The sequence below is a fragment of the Enterobacter cloacae complex sp. SHL022 genome, assembly GCF_049237785.1.
GTDB lineage: Bacteria > Pseudomonadota > Gammaproteobacteria > Enterobacterales > Enterobacteriaceae > Enterobacter > Enterobacter hormaechei_C.
On record NZ_JBMKJH010000004.1, the window covers coordinates 188,268 to 201,175 of the forward strand.

A 12,908-nucleotide genomic window follows, 5' to 3' on the forward strand; every position below is an offset into this window, starting at 1 on the left:
ACATAACTATTTGTCAGGTGAAAGAGAGACCTCATAACTTTTGCGCATTATATGCCTTTTCTGATGACGTTTGTAACAATATTGTTTAACATTTGTCAAATCAGATGATTAAAATTTAAAAAGATGTTGTTATCGTGACCCCGATCACTGTTCCAGAGAAAACCCAACAAACTGTATGTAGGTTAATTGTAATGATTTTGTGAACGGCCTATACTGCCGCCAGGTCTCCGGAACACCCTGCAATCCCGAGCCACCCAGCGTTGTAACGTGTCGTTTTAGCATTTGGAAGCAATGTTTTGCATGACGCGCAGTTATAGAAAAGGAACGCTGTCTGACCCGCATCGCAGTCCGGAGGAAGGAAACAATAAGAACAGCATGTGGGCGTTATTCATGATAAGAAATGTGAAAAAACAAAGACCTGTCAATCTGGATCTCAAAACGATCCGATTCCCTGTAACAGCAATAGCGTCCATTCTGCACCGTGTTTCTGGTGTGATTACGTTTGTGGCGGTCGGTATCTTGCTGTGGTTACTGGGAACCAGCCTCTCATCCCCTGAAGGATTCCTCCAGGCCTCAGCCATCATGAACAGCTTCTTCGTGAAATTTATCATGTGGGGCATTCTGACCGCGCTGGCCTATCACGTGGTTGGTGGCGTTCGCCATATGCTGATGGACTTTGGCTACCTGGAAGAGACGTTCGAGGCCGGTAAACGTACCGCTAACATTTCATTTGTGATCACTGTCGTGCTTTCACTTCTCGCAGGAGTTCTCGTATGGTAAGCAACGCCTCCGCATTAGGACGCAACGGCGTACATGACTTCATCCTGGTCCGTGCTACCGCCATCGTTCTCACCCTTTACATCATCTATATGATCGGTTTCTTCGCGACCAGCGGGACGCTGACGTGGGAAATCTGGAGTGGTTTCTTCGGATCGGCCTTCACCAAAGTGTTCACCCTGCTGGCCCTGTTCTCCATCCTTATTCATGCCTGGATTGGCATGTGGCAGGTGTTGACCGATTACGTTAAACCGCTGGCGATTCGCCTTCCGCTGCAACTGATTATTGTTGTTGCTCTGCTGGTTTACGTCATTTATGGATTTGTTGTGGTGTGGGGTGTGTAATGAAACTGCCAGTCAGAGAATTTGATGCTGTTGTGATTGGTGCGGGTGGCGCAGGTATGCGCGCCGCACTGCAAATTTCCCAGAGCGGCCAGACCTGTGCGCTGCTCTCTAAAGTATTCCCGACCCGTTCCCACACAGTGTCTGCGCAGGGCGGTATCACCGTTGCGCTGGGTAATTCCCATGAAGATAACTGGGAATGGCACATGTACGATACGGTAAAAGGTTCCGATTACATCGGTGACCAGGATGCCATCGAATATATGTGTAAAACCGGCCCGGAAGCGATTCTGGAGCTGGACCACATGGGTCTGCCGTTCTCCCGTCTGGAAAATGGCACCATCTATCAGCGTCCGTTTGGCGGCCAGTCGAAAAACTTCGGCGGCGAGCAGGCGGCACGTACCGCAGCGGCGGCTGACCGTACCGGCCACGCGCTGCTGCACACGTTATATCAGCAGAACCTGAAAAACCACACCACCATCTTCTCCGAGTGGTATGCGCTGGATCTGGTGAAAAACGCCGATGGCGCCGTGGTGGGTTGTACCGCCCTGTGCATCGAAACTGGTGAAGTGGTCTACTTCAAAGCCCGCGCTACGGTGCTGGCGACCGGCGGTGCAGGCCGTATTTACCAGTCCACCACCAACGCCCACATCAACACCGGTGATGGTGTCGGTATGGCTATCCGCGCGGGCGTGCCGGTCCAGGACATGGAGATGTGGCAGTTCCACCCAACCGGTATCGCCGGGGCGGGCGTACTGGTGACAGAAGGCTGCCGTGGTGAAGGTGGCTACCTGCTGAACAAACATGGCGAGCGCTTCATGGAGCGTTATGCGCCAAACGCGAAAGACCTGGCGGGCCGTGACGTGGTGGCGCGTTCCATCATGATCGAAATTCGTGAAGGCCGCGGCTGTGACGGCCCTTGGGGTCCACACGCGAAGCTGAAACTCGACCATCTGGGTAAAGAAGTGCTGGAATCCCGTCTGCCGGGCATTCTGGAGCTGTCCCGCACCTTCGCGCACGTCGACCCGGTGAAAGAGCCAATTCCGGTTATCCCAACCTGTCACTACATGATGGGCGGTATTCCGACCAAAGTGACCGGTCAGGCGCTGACCGTGAACGAGCAGGGCGAAGACGTGGTCATCCCAGGCCTGTTCGCGGTAGGCGAAATCGCCTGCGTATCCGTGCACGGCGCAAACCGTCTGGGCGGCAACTCCCTGCTGGACCTGGTGGTATTTGGTCGTGCGGTGGGGCTGCATCTCCAGGAATCTATTGCCGAGCAGGGCGCGCTGCGTGATGCGACCGACGACGAAATCGATGCCTCTCTTGAGCGCCTCAACCGCTGGAACGGCAACCGTAACGGCGAAGATCCGGTGGAAATTCGTAAAGCGCTGCAAGAGTGTATGCAGCACAACTTCTCGGTATTCCGTGAAGGTGACGCGATGGCCAAAGGGCTTGAGCAGCTGAAAGCGATTCGCGAGCGTCTGAAGAATGCCCGTCTGGACGATACCTCCAGCGAGTTCAACACCCAGCGCGTTGAGTGCCTTGAGCTGGATAACCTGATGGAAACCGCGTTCGCCACTGCGATGTCGGCAAACTTCCGTACCGAAAGCCGTGGCGCCCATAGCCGCTTCGACTTCCCGGATCGTGATGACGAAAACTGGCTGTGCCATTCCCTGTATCTGCCAGAGTCGGAAACCATGACGCGTCGTAGCGTTAATATGGAACCGAAACTGCGTCCGGCGTTCCCGCCGAAGATTCGTACTTACTAATGCGGAGACAGGATAATGAAACTCGAATTCTCAGTTTATCGTTATAACCCGGATGTAGACGATGCTCCGCGTATGCAGGATTACACCCTCGAAGCGGAAGAAGGTCGCGACATGATGCTGCTGGATGCCTTAATCCAGCTGAAAGAGAAAGATCCTACGCTGTCGTTCCGCCGCTCCTGCCGTGAAGGGGTGTGTGGTTCTGACGGTGTGAACATGAACGGCAAAAATGGCCTGGCCTGCATCACGCCAATTTCTGCGCTAAACCGCCCTGGCCAGAAAATTGTTATCCGTCCTCTGCCTGGCCTGCCGGTCGTGCGTGATTTGGTGGTGGACATGGGGCAATTCTATGCACAATATGAGAAGATTAAGCCTTACTTATTGAATAATGGGCAAAATCCACCCGCTCGCGAGCACTTACAGTCTCCTGAGCAGCGTGAAAAACTCGATGGGTTGTACGAGTGTATTCTCTGTGCATGCTGTTCAACGTCATGCCCGTCGTTCTGGTGGAATCCGGATAAATTTATCGGCCCTGCGGGTCTGCTGGCTGCCTATCGCTTCCTGATCGACAGCCGCGATACCGAAACCGAGAATCGTCTGGAAGGGCTAAGTGACGCTTTCAGCGTATTCCGCTGCCATAGCATCATGAACTGCGTCAGTGTGTGTCCTAAGGGGCTGAACCCAACGCGCGCCATCGGCCATATTAAGTCGATGTTGTTGCAGCGCAGTGCGTAAGTAGTGAGAGGGGAGCGCTGTTCCCCTCACCCTAACCCTCTCCCAAAGGGAGAGGGGACAGATTGCAGAAACCTTTAAAAACTGCCCTGAAGTTTAGACAGTTTCTAAAGGTTCCTTCGCGGGCCAAATGAAAAGAGCTCGCAGGTGAACCCCGGCACGTACACGTGGTGTGCGTGGTAGTTTCTACGGCGAAAGTAAGCATAAAAATGCTTAAGGGATCACGATGCAGAACGGCGCAATGAAAGCCTGGCTGGACTCTTCTTACCTCTCTGGTTCAAACCAGAGCTGGATAGAACAGCTCTATGAAGACTTCTTAACCGATCCTGACTCAGTGGACGCAAACTGGCGTTCCATGTTCCAGCAGTTGCCTGGTACAGGGGTCAAACCGGATCAATTCCATTCAAAAACACGTGATTATTTCCGTCGTCTGGCGAAGGATGCCTCACGTTACTCTTCTGCGATTTCCGACCCTGACACCAATGCGAAGCAGGTAAAAGTCCTGCAACTTATCAACGCTTATCGCTTCCGTGGTCACCAGCATGCGAATCTCGATCCGCTGGGACTGTGGCAGCAGGAACGTGTAGCGGATCTCGATCCGGCTTATCACGATCTGACCGAGGCCGATTTCCAGGAAAGCTTTAACGTAGGTTCTTTTGCCATCGGCAAAGACACGATGAAGCTGGGCGATCTGATTGACGCGCTCAAGCAAACCTACTGCGGCTCCATCGGCGCGGAATATATGCACATTACCTCCACCGAAGAGAAACGCTGGATCCAGCAGCGTATCGAATCCGTGGCAGGCCACGCGAATTTCTCAGCAGAAGAGAAAAAACGTTTCCTCAGCGAACTGACCGCAGCGGAAGGCCTTGAGCGCTATCTGGGCGCGAAATTCCCTGGCGCAAAACGCTTCTCACTGGAGGGCGGCGATGCGTTAGTCCCGATGCTGAAAGAGCTGATTCGTCATGCCGGTAAGAGCGGTACGCGCGAAGTGGTGCTGGGCATGGCGCACCGTGGACGCCTTAACGTGCTGGTTAACGTGCTGGGTAAAAAGCCGCAGGATCTGTTCGACGAATTTGCGGGTAAACATAAAGAGCACCTCGGCACCGGTGACGTGAAGTACCACATGGGCTTCTCGTCTGATATCGAAACCGAGGGCGGTCAGGTTCACCTGGCGCTGGCATTTAACCCGTCGCACCTGGAAATCGTTAGCCCGGTGGTTATCGGTTCCGTGCGTGCGCGTCTGGATCGTCTGGACGAGCCGAGCAGCAATAAAGTGCTGCCAATCACCATTCACGGTGATGCGGCGGTCACAGGGCAGGGCGTGGTTCAGGAAACCCTGAACATGTCGAAAGCGCGTGGTTATGAAGTGGGCGGTACCGTTCGCATCGTAATCAACAACCAGGTGGGCTTCACCACCTCTAACCCGCTGGATGCGCGTTCCACCCCGTACTGCACCGACATCGGTAAAATGGTTCAGGCGCCAATTTTCCACGTTAACGCGGATGACCCTGAAGCCGTTGCTTTCGTTACCCGTCTGGCGCTGGACTTCCGTAACACCTTCAAGCGCGACGTGTTCATTGACCTCTTCTGCTACCGCCGTCACGGCCACAACGAAGCGGATGAGCCAAGTGCAACCCAGCCGCTGATGTACCAGAAAATCAAAAAACATCCGACGCCGCGTAAAATCTATGCTGACAAGCTGGAAAGCGAAAAAGTGGCGACGCTTGAAGATGCGACCGAAATGGTCAATCTTTATCGCGACGCGCTGGACGCGGGTGAATGCGTGGTCAAAGAGCTGCGTCCAATGAACATGCACTCCTTTACCTGGTCGCCGTACCTCAACCACGAGTGGGACGAGAGCTACCCGAACAAGGTTGAGATGAAGCGTTTGCAGGAGCTGGCTAAACGCATCAGCACCGTGCCGGAAGCGATCGAGATGCAGTCCCGCGTGGCCAAGATCTATGGCGATCGCCAGGCCATGGCGGCGGGTGAGAAGCTGTTCGACTGGGGCGGGGCGGAAACGCTGGCCTATGCGACGCTGGTTGACGAAGGTATTCCGGTTCGTCTGTCCGGTGAAGATGCGGGTCGTGGCACCTTCTTCCACCGTCACGCGGTTGTGCATAACCAGTCTAACGGTTCAACGTATACTCCGCTTCAGCACGTGCATAACGGTCAGGGCCAGTTCAAGGTCTGGGACTCCGTGCTGTCAGAAGAAGCGGTTCTGGCCTTCGAATACGGCTATGCCACCGCAGAACCCCGCACCCTGACAATCTGGGAAGCGCAGTTCGGTGACTTCGCCAACGGTGCGCAGGTGGTTATCGACCAGTTCATCTCCTCCGGTGAGCAGAAGTGGGGCCGTATGTGCGGTCTGGTGATGCTGCTGCCGCACGGCTATGAAGGACAAGGGCCGGAGCACTCCTCCGCGCGTCTGGAGCGTTATCTGCAACTCTGCGCCGAGCAGAACATGCAGGTTTGCGTGCCGTCGACCCCAGCTCAGGTTTACCACATGCTGCGTCGTCAGGCGCTGCGCGGTATGCGCCGTCCGCTGGTAGTCATGTCGCCAAAATCCCTGCTGCGTCATCCACTGGCGGTCTCCAGCCTGGAAGAGCTGGCAAACGGCACCTTCCTGCCGGCCATCGGTGAAATTGACGAGCTGGATCCGCAGGCCGTTAAGCGTGTCGTAATGTGTTCTGGTAAGGTTTATTACGACCTGCTGGAACAGCGCCGTAAGAACGATCAGAAAGATGTCGCCATCGTGCGTATCGAACAGCTTTATCCGTTCCCGCATCAGGCGATGCAGGAAGTGCTGAAACAGTACGCTCACGTTCATGATTTTGTCTGGTGCCAGGAAGAGCCGCTCAACCAGGGCGCATGGTATTGCAGCCAGCATCATTTCCGTGAAGTGATTCCATTTGGGTCTGCCCTGCGTTATGCAGGTCGCCCGGCCTCCGCCTCTCCGGCGGTAGGGTATATGTCCGTTCACCAGAAGCAGCAACAAGATCTGGTCAATGACGCGCTGAACGTCGATTAATTAAAGGATACATAATGAGTAGCGTAGATATTCTTGTTCCCGACCTGCCTGAGTCCGTAGCAGATGCAACCGTCGCCACCTGGCACAAAAAACCAGGCGACGCGGTAACCCGTGACGAAGTGCTGGTAGAAATCGAAACTGACAAAGTGGTACTGGAAGTACCGGCTTCAGCGGATGGCATTCTGGATGCAGTCCTGGAAGATGAAGGTACGACCGTCACTTCTCGCCAGATCCTGGGTCGCCTGCGTGAAGGTAACAGCGCGGGCAAAGAGTCCAGCGCCAAATCTGAAGAAAAAGCGTCTACCCCGGCCCAGCGCCAGCAGGCGTCTCTGTCCGATCAGACCAACGACGCGCTCAGCCCGGCGATCCGTCGCCTGCTGGCTGAGCACAGCCTCGATCCGGCAGCCATCAAAGGCACCGGCGTGGGTGGCCGTCTGACGCGTGAAGACATCGACAAGCATCTGGCAAAAGCGCCTTCTGAGGCGAAAGCGGAAGCGAAAGCCCCTGCGGCAGCACCAGCGGCACAGCCCGCTCTGGGCGCACGTAGCGAAAAACGCGTGCCAATGACCCGCCTGCGTAAGCGCGTGGCCGAGCGTCTGCTGGAAGCGAAAAATTCCACCGCGATGCTGACTACCTTCAACGAAGTCAACATGAAACCAATCATGGACCTGCGCAAGCAGTACGGTGACGCGTTTGAAAAACGTCACGGTATCCGTCTGGGCTTCATGTCCTTCTACGTGAAAGCGGTAGTTGAAGCGCTGAAACGCTACCCGGAAGTGAACGCGTCTATCGATGGCGATGACGTGGTTTACCACAACTACTTCGATGTCAGCATGGCGGTTTCTACTCCACGCGGCCTGGTGACCCCGGTTCTGCGTGACGTAGATACCCTGGGTATGGCTGAAATTGAGAAGAAAATCAAAGAGCTGGCCGTGAAAGGCCGCGACGGCAAGCTGACCGTTGAGGACCTGACCGGCGGTAACTTCACCATTACCAACGGCGGCGTGTTCGGCTCGCTGATGTCTACCCCGATCATCAACCCGCCGCAGAGCGCGATCCTGGGTATGCACGCCATTAAAGATCGTCCAATGGCGGTAGACGGTAAAGTGGAGATCCTGCCGATGATGTACCTGGCGCTCTCTTACGATCACCGCCTGATCGACGGCCGCGAGTCCGTAGGCTTCCTGGTTGCCATTAAAGAGCTGCTGGAAGATCCAACGCGTCTGCTGCTGGACGTCTAGTTTTTGCAGTCTTGCCCGGCGGCGCGTTGGTTGCCGGGCCTACAAAAGCACTACCTAACGATTACCTGAAGGATGGATAGAACACATGAACTTACATGAATATCAGGCCAAACAGCTGTTTGCCCGGTATGGCTTACCGGCTCCGGTGGGTTATGCCTGTACTACCCCGCGTGAAGCAGAAGAAGCCGCGTCTAAAATCGGTGCCGGCCCGTGGGTAGTTAAATGTCAGGTTCACGCTGGTGGCCGTGGTAAAGCGGGCGGTGTGAAGGTTGTTAAGAGCAAAGAAGAGATCCGTGCGTTTGCTGAACATTGGCTCGGCAAGCGTCTGGTAACCTACCAGACAGATGCGAACGGCCAGCCGGTTAACCAGATCCTGGTTGAAGCGGCGACCGACATCGCGAAAGAACTGTACCTCGGCGCAGTCGTAGACCGTAGCTCCCGTCGCGTGGTGTTCATGGCGTCTACCGAAGGCGGTGTGGAAATCGAAAAAGTGGCGGAAGAGACCCCGCACCTGATCCACAAAGTGGCTATCGATCCGCTGGCGGGCCCAATGCCTTACCAGGGTCGTGAGCTGGCGTTCAAACTGGGTCTGGAAGGCAAGCTGGTTCAGCAGTTCACCAAGATCTTCATGGGTCTGGCGACCATCTTCCTGGAGCGCGATCTGGCGCTGATCGAGATCAACCCGCTGGTGATCACCACCCAGGGCGACCTGATCTGCCTCGACGGCAAGCTGGGCGCTGACGGCAACGCGCTGTTCCGCCAGTCCGATCTGCGCGAAATGCGTGACCAGTCTCAGGAAGATCCGCGTGAAGCGCAGGCTGCACAGTGGGAACTGAACTACGTGGCGCTGGATGGCAACATCGGCTGCATGGTTAACGGTGCGGGCCTGGCAATGGGCACCATGGACATCGTTAAGCTGCACGGCGGTGAGCCAGCGAACTTCCTCGACGTGGGCGGTGGCGCAACCAAAGAGCGCGTAACCGAAGCGTTCAAAATCATTCTCTCTGACAGCAACGTGAAAGCGGTTCTGGTGAACATCTTCGGCGGTATCGTACGTTGCGACCTGATCGCCGACGGTATCATCGGCGCGGTAGAAGAAGTGGGCGTTAACGTTCCGGTTGTTGTACGTCTGGAAGGGAACAACGCTGAACTCGGCGCGAAAAAACTGGCTGACAGCGGCCTGAATATTATTGCAGCGAAAAGTCTGACGGATGCAGCTCAGCAGGTTGTTGCCGCAGTGGAGGGGAAATAATGTCCGTTTTAATTAATAAAGATACCAAGGTTATCTGCCAGGGCTTCACCGGTAGCCAGGGGACTTTCCACTCCGAACAGGCAATTGCCTACGGTACGCAGATGGTAGGCGGCGTAACGCCAGGTAAAGGCGGCACCACGCACCTGGGCCTGCCGGTGTTCAACACCGTGCGTGAAGCCGTAGAAGCGACGGGCGCAACCGCGACCGTGATCTACGTTCCGGCGCCGTTCTGCAAAGACTCCATTCTGGAAGCGATCGACGCAGGCATTAAGCTGATCATCACCATCACCGAAGGTATCCCGACGCTGGATATGCTGACCGTGAAGGTGAAGCTGGACGAAGCAGGCGTGCGCATGATCGGCCCGAACTGCCCAGGCGTTATCACCCCGGGCGAATGCAAAATCGGCATCATGCCGGGCCACATTCATCGCCCAGGCAAAGTGGGCATTGTGTCCCGTTCCGGTACCCTGACCTATGAAGCGGTTAAGCAGACCACCGACTACGGTTTCGGCCAGTCCACCTGCGTGGGCATCGGCGGTGACCCGATCCCGGGCTCTAACTTCATCGACATCCTGAAGCTGTTCCAGGAAGATCCACAGACCGAAGCGATCGTGATGATCGGTGAGATCGGTGGTAGCGCGGAAGAAGAAGCGGCTGCTTACATCAAAGATCATGTGACCAAGCCGGTGGTGGGTTACATCGCGGGTGTGACCGCGCCGAAAGGCAAACGTATGGGTCACGCGGGCGCGATTATCGCAGGCGGTAAAGGTACGGCTGATGAGAAATTCGCAGCACTGGAAGCCGCAGGCGTGAAAACCGTTCGCAGCCTGGCGGATATCGGTGAAGCACTGAAATCCATCATTAAGTAAGTCCTCTCTGCTCCCCGTATGGGGCGCGTTGAAGTATAAAAAAATGTCCGTTTCGACATGGTTGGCCGCTGTAAAGCGGCCTTTTTTTATTGTCTGCGTTTAGCCACCAGAGTGAATTTATAGTCGTCGGAGTTAAACACGTTGCGACTGTATTCAAATATCCGGCCGTCTTTCAGAAAGCCACGGGAGACTTTTTCCAGAATCGGTTTTGCCGGATCGAGCGCCAGGGCGGCAATCGCCTCGTCCGATGGCATGACTGGCACCAGCTCCTGCTCGCTGCGATCGATAACCATCTTTTTGATCTGCTCAATGTAATGGTATTTCGACTGTTCCATCACTTCCCAGGTGAGGTCGGGGAACATCGCCAGCGGCATCCATGTCTCTTCCAGATTCACCGGCTTTTCCCTGATGAAGCGTACGCGCTTGACGTGCCAGACCTTATCATTTGGATTGAGCGCCAGTTTTGCCGCGAGCCGCTCATCGGCTTTCACCACTTCGAAGACGCTGACGTCGCTGTGCGTATCGACGTTGCGATCCGCCAGTTTTTCGTAAAAGCCGGTAAGCTGATAAATATCGTAATTCACCCGCTCCTCTTTTACATACGAGCCGCTGCCCTGAATGCTTTCGATGATCTGCTCGTCGGCGAGCAGCTTCAACGCCTGCCGCACGGTGACACGGCTGACGCTAAACGCCTCCTGAAGGCTGGATTCTGTCGGCAGCGCGTCGCCAGGTTTTAACTCACCGGCATTAATTTTCTCGCGGAACGCATCGGCGATCTGCCGGTACATCGGTTTATTGCCCATTGGGTCACGCCTATTTAATACCTTTTCAGGGAATTATGCCTTCAGCGTCGGATTTGTAAATAATACAAATAAGATACAAATTTCGGTGTTAGTGAAAATGATCACATAAATGTATTATTCGCTCTGCCACAATCCTCCCCAGACAATAACTTTGGATAGGTGAGGATCTTTATGAACCTGACGACTCTGACCGACCCCCGTGCTGTCTGCGTGCAGGCGCAGTTTACCAGCCGTGATGAGGCAATCCGTCAGCTTGCGACGCGGCTGGTAGCGTTGGGCAAAATAGCCGACGCCGATACGTTTCTGGCAGAGGTTTTCCATCGCGAATCGCTTGGCCCGACGGCGCTGGGCGAGGGGCTGGCCGTACCTCATGGTAAATCAGCGGCGGTAAAGGAAGCGGCTTTTGCCGTGGCCACACTGTGCGAGCCGCTGGCCTGGGAAGGCGTAGACGGACCGGAGGAGGTCGAGCTGATTTTTCTGCTCGCCATTCCCCCCGCACAAGCGGGGTCAACGCATATTCAGGTCCTGACGGAACTGACGTCTCGCCTGGCGGATGACGATCTCAGGGCGCGCGTGATGACGGCGACCAGCGCGGAAGCGGTGCTTGCAGCGCTGGAAACGGCGCCTGAGGCGCAAGAAACCGCCGTTGCGGAGAATGCCCCGACGATCGTCTGCGTTACCGCCTGTCCGGCCGGGATCGCCCATACCTACATGGCAGCGGAGTATCTCGAAAAAGCGGGACGAAAGCTCGGCGTCAATGTGGTGGTCGAAAAGCAGGGGGCAAACGGTATTGAGGGGCGCATCACCGCGCAGCAGTTGCAGGAGGCAAAAGCGTGTATCTTCGCGGCGGAAGTGGCGATTAAAGAGCGCGAGCGTTTTCAGGGGATCCCCGCCATTTCCGTGCCCGTCGCGGAACCCTTGCGCCATGCGGAAGCGCTCATTGAGCGTGCGCTGGCGCTACAGCCTGTATCCGATGTGCGTCCTGCACACGTCGACACGGACGCGAAAAAGTGCGTTAAAACCGAACTCAAGCAGGCGCTGCTCAGCGGTATCTCCTTTGCGGTGCCGCTGATTGTCGCTGGCGGCACGGTGCTGGCCGTGTCGGTACTGCTGGCGCAAATCCTGGGCTTGCAGCATCTGTTCGATCAGGAAAATTCGTGGCTGTGGATGTACCGCAAACTGGGCGGCGGGATGCTCGGTATTCTGATGGTGCCTGTTCTGGCGGCCTACACCGCTTATTCGCTGGCGGATAAACCTGCGCTAACGCCAGGCTTTGCGGCGGGTCTTGCCGCCAATATGATCGGCTCCGGCTTTCTGGGGGCCATCGTCGGCGGGCTGATTGCGGGCTACCTGATGCGCTGGGTGAAAAACCACATCCGGCTGAGTAGCCGCTACAACGGCTTTCTGACCTTTTATCTTTATCCGGTGATTGGCGTGCTGGGCGCAGGCAGCCTGATGCTGTTTGTGATCGGCGAACCGGTGGCCTGGATCAATAACGCCCTCACCGCCTGGCTTAACGGTCTGTCCGGCGCGAACGCGCTGCTGCTGGGGGCGATCCTGGGCTTTATGTGCTCGTTCGATCTGGGCGGTCCGGTCAACAAAGCCTCTTACGCGTTCTGTCTGGGGGCGATGGCCAATGGCGTATACGGGCCTTATGCGATTTTTGCCTCCGTCAAAATGGTATCGGCCTTTACCGTGACGGCATCAACGATGCTGGCTCCGAACCTGTTCAAACAGTTCGAAATTGAAACCGGCAAGTCCACCTGGCTGCTGGGGCTGGCGGGCATCACCGAAGGAGCAATTCCGATGGCTATCGAGGATCCGTTGCGGGTCATCGGCTCATTTGTTCTGGGGTCAATGGCGACCGGAGCGATTGTCGGGGCGATGGGGATTGGGCTATCCACCCCGGGCGCGGGCATTTTCTCTCTCTTCTTACTGCATGATGCCGGGCTGGGCGGCGTGCTGGCCGCTGCCGGCTGGTTTGGCGCCGCGCTGATTGGCGCCGCAATCTCTACGCTCATTTTACTCCTCTGGCGACGCCAGGCCGTGAAGAGCGGCACCTACGTGACTGAAGACATAACATCCTAAACACG

10 protein-coding genes are annotated in these 12,908 nt (G+C 56.0%); 9 read left to right on the forward strand and 1 reads right to left on the reverse strand.

The features are described from left to right. The first annotated feature begins 375 nt into the window (after nt 1–375). The 8 genes from sdhC to sucD all read left to right on the forward strand — a co-directional run bounded on the left by sdhC (nt 376) and on the right by sucD (nt 10,012). Entirely contained in the window at nt 376–780 is a 405-nt protein-coding gene (gene sdhC, locus ACOTZD_RS10220) for a succinate dehydrogenase cytochrome b556 subunit (protein WP_026080740.1), read from the forward strand. Next, complete coding sequence (gene sdhD, locus ACOTZD_RS10225) at nt 774–1,121, forward strand: succinate dehydrogenase membrane anchor subunit (protein ID WP_003858621.1); 348 nt, start codon at nt 774–776, stop codon at nt 1,119–1,121. The genes sdhC and sdhD overlap by 7 nt, the downstream gene beginning before the upstream one ends. After that, nucleotides 1,121–2,887 (forward strand): succinate dehydrogenase flavoprotein subunit, encoded by a 1,767-nt coding sequence (sdhA, locus tag ACOTZD_RS10230; RefSeq protein WP_003858619.1) that lies wholly within the window; start codon nt 1,121–1,123, stop codon nt 2,885–2,887. Before sdhD ends, sdhA begins: the two co-directional genes overlap by 1 nt. A 15-nt stretch (nt 2,888–2,902) precedes the next feature. Beyond that, nucleotides 2,903–3,619 carry a succinate dehydrogenase iron-sulfur subunit SdhB gene (gene sdhB / locus ACOTZD_RS10235; protein WP_003858617.1) on the forward strand — a complete coding sequence of 239 codons (717 nt, stop codon included), beginning with the start codon at nt 2,903–2,905 and terminating at the stop codon, nt 3,617–3,619. A gap of 223 nt (nt 3,620–3,842) precedes the next feature. Next, nucleotides 3,843–6,650, forward strand: coding sequence for a 2-oxoglutarate dehydrogenase E1 component (gene sucA, locus ACOTZD_RS10240; RefSeq protein WP_003858615.1), 2,808 nt, complete (start codon nt 3,843–3,845; stop codon nt 6,648–6,650). A 14-nt stretch (nt 6,651–6,664) separates the two neighbouring features. Continuing rightward, nucleotides 6,665–7,891, forward strand: a complete 1,227-nt coding sequence (gene odhB / locus ACOTZD_RS10245; protein ID WP_421636272.1) for a 2-oxoglutarate dehydrogenase complex dihydrolipoyllysine-residue succinyltransferase — start codon at nt 6,665–6,667, stop codon at nt 7,889–7,891. An 85-nt stretch (nt 7,892–7,976) separates the two neighbouring features. Continuing rightward, nucleotides 7,977–9,143, forward strand: a complete 1,167-nt coding sequence (gene sucC / locus ACOTZD_RS10250; RefSeq protein ID WP_003858611.1) for an ADP-forming succinate--CoA ligase subunit beta — start codon at nt 7,977–7,979, stop codon at nt 9,141–9,143. Continuing rightward, nucleotides 9,143–10,012: a succinate--CoA ligase subunit alpha gene (sucD, locus tag ACOTZD_RS10255; RefSeq protein WP_003858609.1), complete on the forward strand. Its 870-nt coding sequence runs from the start codon at nt 9,143–9,145 to the stop codon at nt 10,010–10,012. The genes sucC and sucD overlap by 1 nt, the downstream gene beginning before the upstream one ends. An 86-nt stretch (nt 10,013–10,098) precedes the next feature. Here sucD and ACOTZD_RS10260 read toward each other — a convergent pair whose 3' ends face one another. Further along, nucleotides 10,099–10,815: a GntR family transcriptional regulator gene (locus ACOTZD_RS10260; protein ID WP_032665443.1), complete on the reverse strand. Its 717-nt coding sequence runs from the start codon at nt 10,813–10,815 to the stop codon at nt 10,099–10,101. Between the two features lie 171 nt (nt 10,816–10,986). Here ACOTZD_RS10260 and mngA point away from each other — a divergent pair, with 171 nt between their 5' ends. Then, a complete protein-coding gene (mngA, locus tag ACOTZD_RS10265) occupies nt 10,987–12,903 on the forward strand; it encodes a PTS 2-O-a-mannosyl-D-glycerate transporter subunit IIABC (protein ID WP_059294773.1) in 1,917 nt (638 codons plus the stop codon). Nucleotides 12,904–12,908: the final 5 nt, after the last annotated feature.